This window comes from Pseudomonas sp. SWRI51 (genome assembly GCF_014268825.1).
In the GTDB taxonomy this organism is placed as follows: Bacteria; Pseudomonadota; Gammaproteobacteria; order Pseudomonadales; family Pseudomonadaceae; genus Aquipseudomonas; species Aquipseudomonas farsensis.
The window spans coordinates 14,290-29,836 of the sequence record NZ_JABWRG010000004.1; the positions used below are offsets into that span (position 1 = coordinate 14,290).

Below are 15,547 nucleotides of genomic sequence, written 5' to 3' on the forward strand. Positions count from 1 at the left end.
GATCTTGCCATTAGCACCGGGGTCAACCCAATGACCCATTCATGGATTCAACTGAACGTGTACTGGGCTGTCCCCTGGCTGGCCTCGGGCGGGAGCTTCTACAAAGCTATCAGCTCCAGCTGTGGAGCAATATGGGTTTTCCAATGGGGCAGTAGCGGTAAGCACACCAAGTGATACATAAGCCAGCTCGCATAGATGCTGGAATGCAGGTAGCAATTGCCTGACGCTAGCTTCCCGTGCGCCAATTCGTGGCGCAAGCATGGGCCGCCTTTGAGGTTGAACAGGAGATCGATCTGGTAGATCAGGTCGACGCCAAAAATCGACTCCAGTTCATCTCGCCGTTTCGTGAACAGCCCGCTGATAGACCTGTCTTCTTGCAGCATCTCCTCATCCAACTTCGACGTCTCGATTCCTGCGTCGCTTAGCACGTGGCGTAGCGAGTTTTCCAGCTGAGGGAAGAGCAGATGACAGGCTGACATCATGTCGCCCTGAAGGAAGCGAGCAAGGCCCAAGGCATAGATGTTTTCGAACCCAGGGGGCACAAACGGGCTCGCAGTCGCTAGCACCATCAGATGTCGGTCATCGACAGGAAACTTGCCCAGCAGCGTTTGCGCAGCGGGTTTGATCAGACTCTCGACCTGCATCTGATAATGGATATCCAGATATCGCAGGCTTTCGTGATCATACCATTCTGGCGGCGGTGTCTCATTGAGATTGATGTACGGTGCTTGGGTTATAACCCGGCCCAACGCGTCAGTGTAGATCCGCCCATTCAGCAGATCGGTCAGGAGTGAATCACTCCGATCACCGATGATCTCGGTGTGTAATGCAATTTTCTGTGGTACCTGGCAGATCTGAGCAAGCCTGTAAAAGAAATCAGGGAGCGTCAAACGTCTGAAAAAGTCGATCGTCCCTTGGCGCTCCTCGTCCAATTCCATCGGAATTTGGAATACCGATAGCTCATGGGCTGCCTGCGCCTGCAGTTCCAGCAACTCGGCTTTCAGGGCCGCCAACTCTTTCTGCATTCCAGGTATTGAGCGAAGCTGTTGTATGGCATCCCTCGTCCAACTTGCCTTGGACAGATCGCTGTCTACCCCTTCGCGCATCTTGAGAATCTGCTCTACAGATTTTAGCTTGCAGCGCTTGTAGGCCTCTTGATCATTCGACCGTCGATGGGCGAAGGCCGCCAGCTCCCAAACCATCTTCACGGCCATTGCGTAATGGTTAGCCTCAGCCTTGTTCGCTGATTGCTCAGCGTCGTGCGCGACCTGCGTCCAGTCGATGATTTTGAACGCTTGGCCTAGGCGTGCAAGGCGGTCAAACGACGGATAGCACCGAAGTACCTCGGCTTGGAGGTACAACCGCTTCCACATGGCGATTGCAATGTCTGGGGGGGTATTTCGCTTGCCAGTGTTCGACACGATTTGAAAGACCCGCTCAATCAGATCAATGATCTTCGAGGAAAGGCCAGAAGGAGGCTCGTAGCGGTATGAGAGTTTGTCGTCGAGATAGAATTCGATCGCCTGGCAGTACGACTCGATTGCCACGCCGGCACTCTGATGTAGGTTTCTATGGTTGTACCAGGCCACATCCGCCACACGAGCCCGTAGCAGCGGGTGATCGATATCGCTGCAGATGGCCGCGAGCACTTGGCTCTGCTCGCCCGCGATGTCTGATGGGATAGGGGTACGCATTCCATCCCTGACTAGCCGTGGCCCGAACGCATCCTGGCGATCAACCGAGAAATGGTAGGAGCAGACAACCATCAAGACCCTGTATGCGCGATGCGCCCCAAGATTGCCTTCGGCAAGAGCCTTCCGGGAGAGGGCGCTGAACTGCGAGTCGATCGAGTAGAACTCTAGCGTGTCGAGGGTTTCCAGCAGGCTGCCGATTTTAGTCTGAGAGAAGTCCTCAGCTGTGGCCAGCTTCAGTTGGGAGTCCTGTATCTCGCCACCCTCCGATGGGCTCAGTTCTTTACCTGGTTCACCCGAAGTGGATCTTGAGCCCTGTGGGATATTTGAGTTCATTGCTCATCCTTAAGGTCACTGTTTCGAGTCGATGGATCAAGCACTGGGCGGTCGCGGCCTCGTCAGGCTGGCCTGTAAAGCCGACCTGAGAGCGTTTACGGGTAATCCTGCATGGTAGATCACCACGGTTACCCAACCACAATCAGGGTATGAAGGGCAGCTACACCGCAGGGCTATGGGTCATGACGCCTGTACGCTGGGCTTCACGACTTCTTCATGCGATTACTGACGGTTTGCCGAGAAATCCCCAGCTGTCTCGCAACCTCGGCCTGGCTATAGCCTAGATCGACGAGCTCCTTGATTTGCTCTCTCAACTCAAGGGACGCCGCGACGATTGGGTGTGGCTTTTTCGACGGGAGGGCCGGTATCTCACTGCAGAGCAAGCCTGTGGACTCAAGATCTTTTGCAAGGTGATCCAAAATCTGTTGTGGCGTCTGTCCACGCTCTGCAGCGTAAGCGAGCGTCAACAAGGTCAATGGATCCACCCCCAGTGCTTTCGCGATGTCTTGACTAACGTCTAGCGTCACAGATCGAGCACCCGCTTCGAGACGACTGATGTAGCTAGGGTCGACGGCCTCTGCCAAATCCTGCTGCGATGACTCGCGGCGGGTACGGAGCAATTGCAAGGCTGCGGCAAAGGCTGTGCGAAGCGACATGGGCGTTTCCGGCAAACGCAACGATATGCTGAATTTGCCTTGTCATATGCAAATGACTATAGTCAGCGGTATTGGCATTGAGGCGCTCTTCGCGACCGAGCCCCTCTGCCAAGCGGGTTCTATCAATATACGCTTAAACCGAATTTCAGCTCCGGCGTGCAACGTATCGGGTCTCGACCCAGTAGGCGCATTCCAGCGGCCAGGCCAAAATCACCAGCCCATGAAAGTACTGATTTACTCCGACCTCCACATCGAGTTCAAGCCTTTTGACCCCCCTGATGTCGAGGCAGACCTAGTCGTGCTCGCCGGCGATATTGGCATCCAGGCAAAAGGGGTTTTGTGGGCAAATCAGGCTTTCCAATGCCAAGTGATCTACTGCGCTGGAAATCATGAGCACTACAAAGGCCACCTCGACAGGACGGTCGAGAAGATGCGAGCTGCAGCAGCCCCGCACGTCCATATACTGGAAAACGAGTCGATGACGATCGGAGGCGTGAGGTTCTTGGCAGCTACCGCGTGGACGGATTTTTCGAGCACGGGAGATGTGGCTGCGGCATCCAGGACATGCGTCCGCGGGATGAATGATTTTCGGATGATCCGTGCGGACGCGAATTATCGTCGTTTACGGCCAGGAGATTTGGTTTTCAAGAATCTGACTACCAGGGCGTTCCTTAGCCATGAACTGAGCCAGCAATTCGACGGAAAGACATTCGTGATAACCCACCATTCACCGCTGCCTGACGTTTCAGGCGATGAGGAGGGTGGGCATATCAGTGCGGCTTACTACAACCGCTGGCATGGCTTAGTCGAGCAGGCTGACTTCTGGGCGTTTGGTCACACTCATCATTCAGTAGATACGATGCTGGGCGGATGTCGCTTGCTCTCGAATCAGCGCGGATATCCTGGCGAAAATTGCGGGTTTGACCCCGAAAAGATTATTGAGATTGAGTGAGGAATGCTGAACGTGAGTGCTTGTGAATCGATCGAACTTCCAATGGAAGTCGTCAAGGCAGCCCGAATTGGTTGGGGGGTTACGATTGACGCGTACCTGGTGGATTCGGCGCGGGTAGGTGGTCGTCTCACGGGCTTGGTCTACTGCGATCTCTCAGGTGTGAGTGCCGACGGCATGACAGTAGTGACCCCGCCAGTTCGCGATGTTCGCCAAGTCAATGGCTACACGCTGGTACGCAGCGTGACGGGCCGAGATCATTACGTGATTGTCTCAAAGTTATTGGAGCGCGCGATAGGAGAATCCTGAGGATGCTTACCGAGCCGTAGGAAAACTCTAGCTGTCCAGTCGTCGGCGACATTTAAGGCAATGGCGATTTTGAATCAGTAACTCCATTTGGTGAGCGCCCGAGCCTGCTCATCGGGTTGCTCAGTCTCTGCTTAGCAAATACTAATAGTGCATCCAGCACTAAGGGAAGTTATGTCTGATCTCAAGAAAATGCAACTTACTATCAAGAATTACAATCATCAAAGTAGTGGCGATCTTGATGCCTTGTATGGTCAAGTTCGGTGCGAGGATAGTGAGGGAAAAACCTTTCATTTCAAGGAGGTCGTCATGCTTGATTATCTCAAGAGGCACGGTGCTCTGATGACTGATAGTCCAAGGATTTGGTATTACAAGCACTTGAACAAAAAATCGATTGTTCTCGTGGCTTTCGAAAAAAGTAACGGGAAAGTCGAATATGATTTGGATCATTTGAAGCTTGTTGCTAGGTCTAGTATTATGAAAGGGATTGTATTTTCATTGGCGGCAATTCCAGCGGGTCTAACCATTGCAACTGCGACGTACGGTCTCGGCTTGCTGTTCATTCCGGTCGGTTTCTACTACGGGTATCGTAGTCTCTTCAAAATTCCGGGGATGCTGCGTCGCAAACGGCTGGTAAGCGAGCTAGAAGCTCATGGAGTTGTTGTACGATAGCTTTACTGCGCAAGGCTGGCTAAAATTTCATAGGGTTCTACGTACCGAAGAGGATGCAAAATGATAGCGGCGGTAGTCTTTGACCTGTTCGGTACGCTCGTCGAAATTCAAAATCGTCAGAATCCCTATCGAAGGCTCCTTCTTATAGGAAATCAGCAGGGGCGAGCGGCGTCTCCGAACGATCTGCGCTTCATCATGGCCCTCAACGGTGGGCTGAGAGAGGCAGCTGAGGCATTGGAGATTTGGCTTTCCTCTCACCAATTGATCGAGCTTCAAGACTTGCTTGATCTTGAATTCGACTCAATCAAGCCTTTTACTGACGCAGTCCCTGCTCTTGAACTATTGCGAAAGCATGAGATAAAGGTTGCTGTGTGTTCAAATTTGGCCGGGCCTTATTGTTCTATTGCCAGGCGCTTGTTTCCAGAGCTTGATGGATATGCGTTGAGTGCTGAATTAGGCCTGCTTAAACCAGATTACGAAATGTACCAAAGCGTCTGCGAGATGCTAGGCGTTCGGCCTAATGAGCTATCAAGAACTAATCCTGATCGGGTCTTAATGATTGGGGATTCCAAGCGGTGTGACGAATCCGGCCCGCGATCTTTCGGGATTTCAGGGCATCACTTGGATCGCTCGGGGGGAGGGCGGTTCCAGGATTTGCTCTCTTTTGCGAATTCCATTGTTGCAGAGGGTAGTGAGTTCTGTTCTCGGACTTAGTCAATTATTAAAAGTCAACAGATACCAGGCTAAAGCAACCTCGGCGGCATGGACAGCTTAAAGGATGCTTGTCGTAGAGAGCGCCGATTGATGACTATTGATCGCACCAGCCTATCTTGCTTAACCCAGTAAATCGGTACTGGTCATTCGTTTCTTGATAGATCCCAACTCGAGAAACTCGGCCAGCCTCTGCTCGCTCCACCCAATCCTCAACCAAAAACTCCCGTCACGGCTGGTTAGTTTAGTGGCTAGGGGTATTGGATTCGCTATCAGGATCATGTCATATAGCTACCAGTCTTCAGGGATGGGCTATGCGTCGGCAGAAGCGGCCAGACAGGCATCCCTGTATCGCAATGAGTAACAGGGAGCGTCGCCGTGCATCTATCCGTCCTAAAGCTCGAAAATTTCCGTCAGTTTGGTCAGGCTTCCCATGGCTTAGAAATCTGTTTTAACCCTGGCGTTACCGCGCTGGTTGGGGAGAACGATGCGGGCAAGACAGCCGTCATTGATGCGATCCGCTATGTGCTGCAGACGCGTGACGCCGAGTACCTGAAGCTGCAGCTTGAAGATTTTTATATCGATGACAGCGGTGCCCAGGCCAATACCATCACCCTGAGGTGCACATTAGACGGTCTGAGCAAGGCGGAGCTGGGAGCGTTTGCGGAATACGTTACCTACAAAAACAACGTAGGTCGCCTACATATTCACTGGTCGGCCACCCGCATCCAAGGCTCAAAGCTTACTCGGAGATGGGTGGATATTTCTGTCCGGTCAGGAGAGAACGGTGAGGGGCCTTCGCTGGATGCTGGGGCGCGTCTGTTACTCGCGGCTGCGTACTTGAAGCCGCTGCGTGATGCCGAGCGCGAAATGTCGTCTGGTCGCAATTCTCGGTTGTCGCAGGTCTTGAGCAGTTTCCCAAGCATCGATCTCGGAAATGCGTTCGACATCGCAACTCTGCCTTCCAGTCCGCTTGATGCGGAAGCGCTGAGCATCGCGGGCATGGGTGACTACATGCGGTATCTTGTGAATAAACACAGCGCTATTGTCAGTGCTGAGAATGCCATCAACCATAACTATCTGGCCCCGCTTTCTCTGGCCGGCCAACCGCTATCGAGCCGTATCAGCTTCGGAGAGGGTGGTACCGAAGAGGCCAGGCTCAAACAGATTTTGGAACGCTTGGAACTCGGCTTGCTTGATCACGCATCCGGTGAGTCTCGGGGTGTGTATGGCTTGGGCTCGAACAACGTACTTTTCATGGCCTGCGAGCTGCTTCTGCTTGGTAAGGAGCCCGATGGCCTGCCGCTGTTGTTGGTGGAAGAGCCAGAGGCTCACCTGCACCCGCAGCGGCAACTGCAGCTCATGGAGTTTCTTGAGAAGGCCGCGAAACCTGGAGATGGGTTCAGGCCGGTGCAAGTGATCCTGACAACCCATAGCCCGAATTTGAGTTCGAAGATTCCGATCCAGAACCTTGTACTCATGCATCGAGGGCATGCGTTCTCTCTGGCTGAAGATCAGACATGCCTAGGTGCCGATGACTATCGATTCCTGAGTCGCTTCCTGGATGTCACTAAAGCAGGCTTGTTCTTCGCCAAAGGGCTGTTGGTAGTGGAGGGCGATGCAGAAGCGATCCTGCTGCCGGCGCTTGCTCGCAGGCTTGGGAGAGATCTGACCAAGCATGGTGTGTCGGTAATCAATGTGGGCGGAGTAGGGCTGCGCCGTTACTCCAAGATTATGCAACGTCGTGACACGAGCAAGGGCGAGATTTCCATTCCCACGGCGTGCATTACCGATATGGATGTGATGCCTGATTGCGCCCCTGAAATTCTCGGTTTGGTGGATGGGCCAACGGATCCCAAATGGAAAAGCACTACCCGACGCTGGAAAGCTGCGTGTGATTTCGGAACGACTGCCGCAGAGCAAGAAGCTGGAATGGCTGAGCATCGCAAGAAGCGCATGGCAAGCGATGGGCAGTGCGTCCGAACATTCGTAGCTGACAACTGGACGCTCGAATATGACTTGGCTTTCTCCGGTCTTGCACGGGAGGTACACGCGGCAGCGTACCTTGCACTCAACGAGGAAAAGGTTGATCAGAAGACGGTCACGAGAGCAACGCTTCTGGATGAGGCTGAAGCCGCTTTCAAGCTGATTGAAACTACCTACGCAACCAAAGAAGCTCGGTGTTCTGCAGTCTACAAACTTGTAAAAAAAGCCTCCAAGACCATCACCGTCCAGCACCTGATCGACCTGATTGAGGAGCGTTTTAAGGTCAAAACGCTGGACGTAGCCGGCTTGCGTGGCTCTCTCTCCAAGTCTGTTATTCAGGCGATTGAATACGCCACCAGTGGCGCAGCAGTGCCTGCGACAGGAGCCACGATTGGGTCGCTCGTGGCAGGAAAAGTAGCCGACTCCTCTTCGTCAGCTCCTATTGGGGAGAGTGAGGAATGAATCTGATCCAGGTCATCGATCCGATTACTGATGAAGATATTGAGTGGGTCACCAAGCTCATGAAGCTGGAGGCTCTGGACGAGCCCCGTCGCGATTTCCTCAAGTCAATGAACACTCTGGATGTTGCGGCATGCCCTGGCTCAGGCAAGACCACGTTGGTGGTGGCCAAGCTGGCGATTCTCGCGCGCCATTGGAAAAGTCGAACTCAGGGGATATGCGTGCTTTCGCATACCAATGCGGCACGAGAGGAAATTGAGCATCGTCTTGGTGGAACGGAGATCGGGCACCGCCTCCTTCGCTACCCGCATTACATCGATACCATCCATGGTTTTACCGGGCGATTCCTTGCTTCCCCATGGCTGCGCTCGAAAGGCATTCCCCTCACTGCTTTTGACGATGAACTTACTCATGCAGCCCGTCGGAAAGCTTTGAAGCGCTGGGAGTACGCGGGCATGAAGAAAACCTTCGAATCCTCGTTCTTGAAGGTCGAAGATTTGCGCTTGCGGACTGTCGATTTCGACAACCCGCTAACCGGGTGGAGCTTTAAATTTGGGGCGCACACGGACACGTACAAGAATGCCTGCAAAGCGATGACTCAGGCAGCGAAGACAGGGCATTTTTGCTTCGATGAAGTGTTCGTTCTGGCTAATGCTCTGCTGGTTGAGGAGCCTGAGGTGGCGAGCAATTTGCGAGCGCGCTTCCCCTGGGTTCTGGTCGATGAGATGCAAGATACGCGTCACGAGCAAGCCGACATTTTGAGCAAGGTTTTTCCGCGTCAGAATCCAGGTGTTTGTGTCATCAGGGTAGGGGATCCCAATCAGGAAATTTTTGAGGAAAAGGTGGAGCTTCCGGAGCCGTTTCCTGACCAGGCGAGTTCGATGGAAATCTCCAGTAGTTTCCGGTTCAACCAGTCGATCGCGTCGATCGCCAACCCCTTTGCCTACCTGCCGATCACTGGCGGCCTGATAGGGTTGCGGGAGGGTGGTGCTAGCCAGTCAGCTCCCAATACCATCATCGTCTTCCCTGATGACGATGTCGGGAATGTCTTGGATACCTATGGGCGGCTTTTGATACGGCATCTACCCGCAGATCTGCGTAATTCAGGTGTCTACGCACTTGGGGCTGTACATCGTCTGGAAAATTTCCAGCCCAAACAGTATCCCAAAGCGGTAGAGCATTACTGGGCGCCGTATCAGTCAGAGGTGAACAAACCCTCGTTCAAACCGCGTACGTTTGCAGAGGGTGTACACATCGCCCGGCGTTATGTTACTCGGGATGCTACTGCGGCCTTAGGTGTGGAGCTGATAGCGTCCTGCCTGTTGGCCTTGGTGCGTCTTGCATTTCCCAGTGACACGATTGCGACAAGGTCTCGCAGCCATCAAGGCGTGGAGCAACATCTCGCCGGTCGGCCAGGTGTGGTCGCTGCTTATCGTAAATGGCTCGAACGGTTGCTGTTCAGTCAGGGGGAAATCACCCAGACGGATTGGGATGCGACGGTTGCTTCGGGCTTGCTGGATCTTGCGGCGGAGTTGGTCTCCTCAGACCAACTGCTGGCATCGACCGATGCTGATTCCTACCTTGAGTGGGCAGCTGCGCCGCTTGTGGAAGATCCTGGCGAAAATGGTAGTGCTCTGCTCAATACGTACAAGTTTGAAGGCGAGTCTGAAAGTGTCAACATTCGACTGTCTTCGATCCACTCCGAGAAGGGTAAAACCCACTCTGCGACGCTGATCCTAGAGACGTTTAACCGAACTCATTTCGTCAAAAAACTCATGCCATGGCTCGAAGGTAAAGCGTCTGCTGCGAAGCGTCCTAATGAAGGCGCAAAGAAGAGCATGATGCTCATGTACGTAGGGATGACTAGGCCGTCGCATATGCTGTGCCTAGCCGTGCGTAAGAGTTCGTTAGGTGAAGGAAAAGCTGAGACGAAGAGGCGGGCGGCGCTAGAGAAGGCCGGCTGGTCAATTTTGGACATTTGATACGAGCACGCTTTTATCAACGATTCAATCACTGAAGGATGAAGTCAATGGCATCAGATCGGAAGAAAGCCAAGCGGGCCAAACGTGCCAAACTCAAGGCAAAGGAAGCCCGGGGCGCGCGACATGTGATGAGCGATGACAACTCAGAATCACTGGATTCTATAGCGCAGAGCATGATGAGCATGCTGGTGAAGTTGGGCGAAGCTGAAGAGACCAGTATGGTTGAAATGCTGAAGACCCTGATAATAGAGACCGGTAGGGGAGAGATACCTTATCTGGACGATGAAATTGACTCTCAGATCATCATCTTGAAGGTCTATGGTAGAAGCACTGAAGGGCGGACGGAGGATTGGATGGAGCAACCTATTTTCTTGGCAGCTTATGCAGAAGCTGCAAGATGGGTAGGGCGTCCGGAGCTAATCGAAGCTTGGCAAGATGCTTTTGTGTTAGAGGACTGATGATCTGGCTGACCCAGTGTGGAGTTGGCTGGCAGTCTAGTTGGCTCGGCCTAGGTATGAAGGAATGCCGCAGCCTTGCATGTTTTTAAGGCCAGGTGCGGCAGATTAGGGCGAAGTAGCTCTGATCAAGCTTCGAGGAGCAAGCCTTCGGGGTAAATGCCTTCCCACCAGTTGATCAGCTTCTTTTCTTTTGTTGCCAGCGCACCTTCTTGGAGCCCTACTATCAGAATACCGGCATCTAGAACATCATGCCTGATACGCTCTTTCAGTTTCGACTCGGTGCTTAAATCGATTCCTTGGGGGTAGCGAACCCAGTAATCAAGCGCAAATAAGATATTGACTTGAAGCCAGCGATAGCTGATCCAAGTGTGATCGATGGTGCTACTAGACTCTGGGAGAGGGAGAATTTCGTTTAATTTCTGCTTTAAGAAAGTGCTGTCGGTGAATGTTTTTATTTGCAGTGAGTTTCGCTGGATCTCTCTGTCTTTTGGTGCTGTTTCGCGTGTCTCCGGGAATATATATCCAATGTTTTCAGTCATCCAGACAAGCCTTTCCACATCCTCATCGACCTGACTTTTTCTGCTTTCCCGTTGGGTTGTGAGCTCATCTGGAAGCACGTATCCGGGATTTTGGTAGTCTTTGGTGGGAGCGTGATCAATGTTTCGAATGTGCTGGCTCGGTAATCCACAACTACGTAAGTTTTCCTTTTCGTAACGAAGTAGTGAGCCAAGATTTTTGGATAGCTCAAACGGCCTCGCGGTTGACGGAAATTTCATAAAAAATTTTGCTCTGTCAGCAGGGTGGGCTTTCACCATCTCGTAGAGCATTTCTTCCGGCATGAGAAGACCATATAGTTCTCCCAGCGATTCAATTCGAGATTTTGGTGCGCCTTGCAGAAAGGATTTATCAAGTACAACAAATTTTTTCATTAATTGCCTCCATGCTTACGGCTATTGCCCATGAGGTAGAGAGTGCATTATTTTCAGAGACGATGTGTGGATTCGGTCATCCAGCTTCGCGGCCAAGCTGTGCTTGACTTGTTTTGGTTTTTAGGTTCTTGGTGTTGTTTGGATCCACGCTCCCTGCTATGCTTTCTGAAATAATAATAAAAATAAGGGTTTCAGTATGTCCGCTCCTGAATTTCGCATTGAAATGGTTCCCTCTGCAGGCGGCTTTGAGGTGATATTTGAACATGTCATTCAGAGTGTCGACTCTGAGGATCTGTCCACCTTCCAAGCCTTGGGCTTGTTATATCACATGCTCGATAAGGTTGGTCAGTTTGGGGTGGGAGCGACACAGCACGCTGAGAGAGCATTCAAATCAATACTGTTGAAGGAAGGATGGGGCGAGCGGGTCGTAAATAGCCTCCTGTTGGCGGTGGGCTGGCAGAATCGCATGTACCTGGCTTGGTCTGCAGTGGGGCGAGAAGGGCGAGACGCTGCACGCAATCTAAACTATGAAATCTATCAAAATTACTGGCCTAATTTAGATTTCTGTCATGCAGGCTGGGATGCAGAGGTTAGCGATTGGTTGGAAAATCACACTATCTGAAAGGCTTTGAGTCGAATTCAATGATGGATGGTAGTCTCATGGCCATCGTTGACTCACCTCCCAGCCTGGTGTAGATGGTCTAACGAGGGGCTGCCATTCGCAATAATTCGAGATGCTAGGCTCATCGGGCGAGCCTGTCGACAATACTGCGACTGAGGGTGGACGCTTGCTTTGAGTAAAGGTATGAGGCCTGGATAGCTCATTATATCCACTCATACTGCTGATCAGAATATCGGTCGCGGATGCCGTTCGGCAGACAAGCCTGAGAGGTAACGAAGTTCTGTCGAGTTCCCGTTTTCCGAGAGCTTGAGCTCTCGTATCGCCGCGCGTGATGGCAGACGTTACTCGTGCCTTGAGGTGCTGAACGAGGTGGATCGTACTGGGGAGGGAGAATCAAGTTCACAACGAGCTGTGGCCCTGTTTTCATAATGGCTACCCATGCTCCACGATGCTCCATCTAGGGCATTGGGCACCCAGGGATGCCCATACCTTCAGTGTTACGAGGACTCTAACAGTAGGCAGCTAGGATCAGAATCGAGACTGAATTTTTAGTCCTACGATCACCGCGTCTTCAACTTCACTAACCCCTCCAGGATGCCTTACATACTGGATATTTGGCCTGATCATCAGCCATTTCGTGGCCTGTATTCCGTAGAAGGTCTCAGCGCTGTATTCCTTTCCTAGCACCGGTATGAAATCGGGATCATCAAAATTGGTGATGCCAGACATGGCGCTCAGCATCTGCTGACGCTTTTTGAACTGCGGGCTGACTTCCACTCGACCAACAGCCACTCCCAGTTGATCGGTCGGACGGCTGTCAAACGGGCCGAGCACAGTCATACCGATATTCAGTGAGCTACGGATGTAGCTTGTGTCCTTCTCGTTGAAGTGGGCTTGAGTGAATAGCTCAAGAGGGCGGTTTGGATCTTCATTGATAAGCGCGACTTGCTGGCGGAGCACCGTCAAGAATCCTTGGCTCGTGCTGTGCCGCTTATACCCCCCATCTGGAGTTAGCGGCTGGGGCTGAAGCGGCAGATTGACCGGCAGCACTCCCGGCTTTATCACGCGGTAATGGAGCAGTTGCCTGAGCAAGCTCAAAGGGCTGCGAAGGAGCACATCACCAGTATCCGCGACAACCTGCGAGAAATTGAGCAGGAAGAGCAGCGGCTGGTTAGGGCTACCATGAGGCTTGAAGGGTGGAGCTGAGGCACTGATAGGCCCGCAGCCCTGGTACCGCCAGGTGTGGGCAACTCGCACTGGAGGCAAGCGCTGCTAACGCATCGCAGTCGAGCTGAGCGATGATTGCTATGCCATTTAAAACTGGGGGCGCACATGGATTACCGATCTGCAATGTTGATTGAGGCCGAGAGAGTGTTTGGCGACAAAGAAAAGTCTGCCGCATGGATGTCTATGCCGCGTGCTGCGTTCGGAAATAGGTCTGCCCTTGAGCTTTCTAGCGACCGCGAGGGCTACAAGGAGGTGTTGGAAGAACTGATGCGTATCGAGCACGGATTTGCCAGCTGAGAGTACCTTCGATTTTTGGTGAGGGGGGTATCAACCTCACCCCATCTGTATTCAGTTGCTTCGTAGGTAGGAGCTAAATAGCCGGGACAGGCTCAGACAAATTTACCTATTCGCGCCGCTTTTTGTTTATTCACGCCGTTTTTTCACCCCCCCCTCTTGAAAATTTTTAAGCGAGACGGAGTTCTTATATTTGAGAGCAAAAAGATTTTCTACGGTGCCGGCGCCACCGATGATGCTTGGATAAGACACGGTGTGATGGCCGATCTTTTCGCTTTTGATCTGAGCGCTTTTCAGGCCTCAATTGCCTTGCCGATAGGCGAGGCGAGGGCCGGTAGGGGAGATCGTCTTTTTGGCCGTAAGGCCGCTGCTTTTGCTTTTGACTTCAAAAAACAAACTGAACCCAATTTTTTTGAGCGGAGTAGCTCCGTCTCAAAATGCACCCATGTCAGACAACCTACGGCGACGCTGGAGTTGCGCCGCCGTATTTTCCCTAGTGCATACGGGTGCCCTTGCCTCTGGTTATCAGCATATTGATCTGCATAATGATGTCCTCGGATTACCGAGTAGCATTTGCCTCCACCAAGGCCTGCTCCAACGCCTCCAGCGCATCCTGCAGGCGTTGATTCTCACGAGGATCACTGCTTGTTGGTCTGTAGGCCTGGCAATGGCGCAAGAGGGCTTCCAGGTCGTTCTGATTCAGGTCAAATTCGATGTGCATGCTCAGGCTCAATTCCAGGGCTGTTAAATGTCGTGCCGTGTTCTAGTGGGCACGGTGTAGTTGTGCTGTAGCAGCGAGGTTTGTGCTTGGACAGTGATGTGGAAAAGCTGGTGTGGGAAAGGGCGTGGCAGGTCTACGCGGATTCGCTTAGCTTGATTCTGAGTGAGGCACTGGTCGGCTACAAGCGCACCGCTGGCTTCGACGATTTGACCCGGCTCTACGAGGACACACTCGGCGGCGAGACACTGATGAGTTTGAGACACGCCTTGAAGCTTCGCTGGCCTGATAGCGATGTGGGGCATGCAGAACCTTATGTTCAGCTCCGATCCCGTCTTCGGTCATACCTCGCGCAGTATTTACTGCGTAAGCTCGTCTTTGAGCATGAGGGCACGCCTGCTCTGAGAGATGCCTTTTTTGCGGGAGATCTTGGTGTATGAATAACGGCGTCGATCAGAATCAATCTGATGCTGACCGGGCCCCGTTTTGAATGAACTACGTCCAGCCACTGTTGGACGAGGTCAGCATTCCATCGAGCCAACCTAGCCGCCCGCGTAAGCGCCGTAAATGGTTGCTTACCTACAAGGGCTACAACGTCGAAGCGCTACGCCGCTAATGCGACCAATAGCGAATGCAGCCCGCCATCTCCCTGCGCTCGAAGAAATGCAAGCCCAAGCCTAGATTACCCAGAGTGTTCGATCAGCCCAAGTATCGACAGCGCAACATCACCAAGCGCATGTTTGGCTGGCTGAAGAGAACCTCCGGGCTTCGATAAGCTTGCCAGAGGCTATGCCGCCATAGTCTCACTGGCTTGTTCCATGCGGTACAGAGCCTATTGCCGGCGCACCCTCGCAGGGCTCAGCCCAGAGCCTATTCAGTGCCTTCAACCCTGATAAGGCCAGGCTTGACTCTGACCGAGCCTCAACCACATTTCGCGAATATGGATCGCTCCACTTGAGCCTTTGCACTGCCTACGCTCATTCGAATCTTCTTTTTGAAGATGGCTACCTATAGGTAGGTGCGCAGTCATGGCCAGGCGCCTTCGACCAAAATATCATTGGCCACGTATCGATACTGTCACCTCGATCCTGCGTAATGACGTGAATTTAGCATGAGGCGTTGCAAGCCTACCAACTAGATGGTAGCGTATGCTCATAGTCGAAACCAACCCGTGAACCTGCCGGGCGTTAACGCCCACGTGAGAGCCTCATGCAAGATTGGAAGCAAACCCGCAAAGACATCAACACTCGCCTCGTTGAGCTCAATGGCCTGTCCCCTGAAACCATGAAAGGCATGGCTGCGCTAGGCGCCGCTGGCGGCAAGACGAACCATCTGGACGCCAAAACCCGCGAGCTGATTTCTTTGGCTGTAGCTGTGACCACTCGCTGCGACGGATGCATCGCTTTCCACGCAGCTGAGGCCAAGAAGCTCGGCGTTACCAGTGAAGAAGTAGCTGAAGCCCTGGGTGTAGCCATCAACATGAACGCCGGTGCTGCGCTGGTCTACAGCACCCACGTGCTCGACGCGTTTGATAAGTCCTGAATCAGACGC

Annotated in this window: 16 protein-coding genes and 2 pseudogenes; 13 read left to right on the forward strand and 5 right to left on the reverse strand. The window is 52.8% G+C overall.

Features of this window, described 5'->3' with window-relative positions; all coding sequences use genetic code 11:
- Positions 1-98: 98 nt before the first annotated feature.
- Positions 99-2,027 carry a hypothetical protein gene (locus HU720_RS02430; protein ID WP_238337597.1) on the reverse strand — a complete coding sequence of 643 codons (1,929 nt, stop codon included), beginning with the start codon at positions 2,025-2,027 and terminating at the stop codon, positions 99-101.
- A gap of 203 nt (positions 2,028-2,230) precedes the next feature.
- On the reverse strand, positions 2,231-2,683 hold the full coding sequence (locus HU720_RS02435; protein ID WP_186517002.1) for a helix-turn-helix domain-containing protein: 453 nt from the start codon (positions 2,681-2,683) through the stop codon (positions 2,231-2,233).
- Positions 2,684-2,903: 220 nt separating this feature from the next.
- Here HU720_RS02435 and HU720_RS02440 point away from each other — a divergent pair, with 220 nt between their 5' ends.
- The 7 genes from HU720_RS02440 (at position 2,904) to HU720_RS02470 (ending at position 10,206) form a co-directional block, all read left to right on the forward strand.
- Entirely contained in the window at positions 2,904-3,635 is a 732-nt protein-coding gene (locus HU720_RS02440) for a metallophosphoesterase (protein WP_186517003.1), read from the forward strand.
- 3 nt (positions 3,636-3,638) lie between these two features.
- Positions 3,639-3,941, forward strand: a complete 303-nt coding sequence (locus tag HU720_RS02445; RefSeq protein ID WP_186517004.1) for a hypothetical protein — start codon at positions 3,639-3,641, stop codon at positions 3,939-3,941.
- Between the two features lie 171 nt (positions 3,942-4,112).
- The gene (locus HU720_RS02450; protein WP_186517005.1) at positions 4,113-4,610 is read left to right on the forward strand and encodes a hypothetical protein; all 498 of its coding nucleotides are present in this window, start codon (positions 4,113-4,115) and stop codon (positions 4,608-4,610) included.
- A 60-nt stretch (positions 4,611-4,670) separates the two neighbouring features.
- A complete protein-coding gene (locus tag HU720_RS02455) occupies positions 4,671-5,324 on the forward strand; it encodes an HAD family hydrolase (protein ID WP_186517006.1) in 654 nt (217 codons plus the stop codon).
- A gap of 375 nt (positions 5,325-5,699) precedes the next feature.
- Positions 5,700-7,769: an AAA family ATPase gene (locus HU720_RS24580; RefSeq protein WP_186517008.1), complete on the forward strand. Its 2,070-nt coding sequence runs from the start codon at positions 5,700-5,702 to the stop codon at positions 7,767-7,769.
- A complete protein-coding gene (locus HU720_RS02465) occupies positions 7,766-9,748 on the forward strand; it encodes a UvrD-helicase domain-containing protein (RefSeq protein WP_186517009.1) in 1,983 nt (660 codons plus the stop codon). The genes HU720_RS24580 and HU720_RS02465 overlap by 4 nt, the downstream gene beginning before the upstream one ends.
- Positions 9,749-9,795: 47 nt before the next feature.
- On the forward strand, positions 9,796-10,206 hold the full coding sequence (locus tag HU720_RS02470; protein WP_186517010.1) for a hypothetical protein: 411 nt from the start codon (positions 9,796-9,798) through the stop codon (positions 10,204-10,206).
- A 125-nt stretch (positions 10,207-10,331) separates the two neighbouring features.
- Here HU720_RS02470 and HU720_RS02475 read toward each other — a convergent pair whose 3' ends face one another.
- Positions 10,332-11,135: a hypothetical protein gene (locus HU720_RS02475; RefSeq protein WP_186517011.1), complete on the reverse strand. Its 804-nt coding sequence runs from the start codon at positions 11,133-11,135 to the stop codon at positions 10,332-10,334.
- A 196-nt stretch (positions 11,136-11,331) separates the two neighbouring features.
- Between HU720_RS02475 and HU720_RS02480 the strand changes: the two genes are divergently transcribed.
- The gene (locus HU720_RS02480) at positions 11,332-11,757 is read left to right on the forward strand and encodes a hypothetical protein (protein WP_186517012.1); all 426 of its coding nucleotides are present in this window, start codon (positions 11,332-11,334) and stop codon (positions 11,755-11,757) included.
- Between the two features lie 528 nt (positions 11,758-12,285).
- Here HU720_RS02480 and HU720_RS02485 read toward each other — a convergent pair.
- Entirely contained in the window at positions 12,286-12,822 is a 537-nt protein-coding gene (locus HU720_RS02485; protein WP_337994282.1) for a carbohydrate porin, read from the reverse strand.
- Between HU720_RS02485 and HU720_RS02490 the strand changes: the two are divergent.
- Both HU720_RS02490 and HU720_RS02495 read left to right on the forward strand, forming a co-directional pair.
- Positions 12,784-12,963: pseudogene (locus tag HU720_RS02490) on the forward strand (transcriptional regulator GlcC); the annotation flags it as partial. The gene HU720_RS02485 and the pseudogene HU720_RS02490 overlap by 39 nt on opposite strands.
- A gap of 126 nt (positions 12,964-13,089) precedes the next feature.
- Positions 13,090-13,281, forward strand: a complete 192-nt coding sequence (locus HU720_RS02495; RefSeq protein ID WP_186517015.1) for an MbcA/ParS/Xre antitoxin family protein — start codon at positions 13,090-13,092, stop codon at positions 13,279-13,281.
- 556 nt (positions 13,282-13,837) lie between these two features.
- Here HU720_RS02495 and HU720_RS02500 read toward each other — a convergent pair.
- Complete coding sequence (locus HU720_RS02500) at positions 13,838-13,999, reverse strand: hypothetical protein (RefSeq protein ID WP_167400214.1); 162 nt, start codon at positions 13,997-13,999, stop codon at positions 13,838-13,840.
- A gap of 86 nt (positions 14,000-14,085) precedes the next feature.
- Between HU720_RS02500 and HU720_RS02505 the strand changes: the two genes are divergently transcribed.
- The 3 genes and pseudogenes from HU720_RS02505 (at position 14,086) to HU720_RS02510 (ending at position 15,538) form a co-directional block, all read left to right on the forward strand.
- Positions 14,086-14,436 carry a hypothetical protein gene (locus HU720_RS02505; RefSeq protein ID WP_146095018.1) on the forward strand — a complete coding sequence of 117 codons (351 nt, stop codon included), beginning with the start codon at positions 14,086-14,088 and terminating at the stop codon, positions 14,434-14,436.
- 50 nt (positions 14,437-14,486) lie between these two features.
- Positions 14,487-14,889: pseudogene (locus HU720_RS24170) on the forward strand (hypothetical protein); the annotation flags it as partial.
- A gap of 316 nt (positions 14,890-15,205) precedes the next feature.
- On the forward strand, positions 15,206-15,538 hold the full coding sequence (locus HU720_RS02510) for a carboxymuconolactone decarboxylase family protein (RefSeq protein ID WP_014860758.1): 333 nt from the start codon (positions 15,206-15,208) through the stop codon (positions 15,536-15,538).
- Positions 15,539-15,547: the final 9 nt, after the last annotated feature.

Coding starts and splice junctions, on each gene's coding strand:
- HU720_RS02435 (WP_186517002.1), bottom strand. CDS start 2,683: ATGTCGCTTCGCACAGCCTTTGCCGCAGCCTTGCAATTGCTCCGTACC.
- HU720_RS02510 (WP_014860758.1), top strand. CDS start 15,206: ATGCAAGATTGGAAGCAAACCCGCAAAGACATCAACACTCGCCTCGTT.
- HU720_RS02500 (WP_167400214.1), bottom strand. CDS start 13,999: ATGCACATCGAATTTGACCTGAATCAGAACGACCTGGAAGCCCTCTTG.
- HU720_RS02475 (WP_186517011.1), bottom strand. CDS start 11,135: ATGAAAAAATTTGTTGTACTTGATAAATCCTTTCTGCAAGGCGCACCA.
- HU720_RS02470 (WP_186517010.1), top strand. CDS start 9,796: ATGGCATCAGATCGGAAGAAAGCCAAGCGGGCCAAACGTGCCAAACTC.
- HU720_RS02440 (WP_186517003.1), top strand. CDS start 2,904: ATGAAAGTACTGATTTACTCCGACCTCCACATCGAGTTCAAGCCTTTT.
- HU720_RS02495 (WP_186517015.1), top strand. CDS start 13,090: ATGGATTACCGATCTGCAATGTTGATTGAGGCCGAGAGAGTGTTTGGC.
- HU720_RS02455 (WP_186517006.1), top strand. CDS start 4,671: ATGATAGCGGCGGTAGTCTTTGACCTGTTCGGTACGCTCGTCGAAATT.
- HU720_RS02480 (WP_186517012.1), top strand. CDS start 11,332: ATGTCCGCTCCTGAATTTCGCATTGAAATGGTTCCCTCTGCAGGCGGC.
- HU720_RS02450 (WP_186517005.1), top strand. CDS start 4,113: ATGTCTGATCTCAAGAAAATGCAACTTACTATCAAGAATTACAATCAT.
- HU720_RS02430 (WP_238337597.1), bottom strand. CDS start 2,027: ATGAACTCAAATATCCCACAGGGCTCAAGATCCACTTCGGGTGAACCA.
- HU720_RS02445 (WP_186517004.1), top strand. CDS start 3,639: ATGCTGAACGTGAGTGCTTGTGAATCGATCGAACTTCCAATGGAAGTC.
- HU720_RS02465 (WP_186517009.1), top strand. CDS start 7,766: ATGAATCTGATCCAGGTCATCGATCCGATTACTGATGAAGATATTGAG.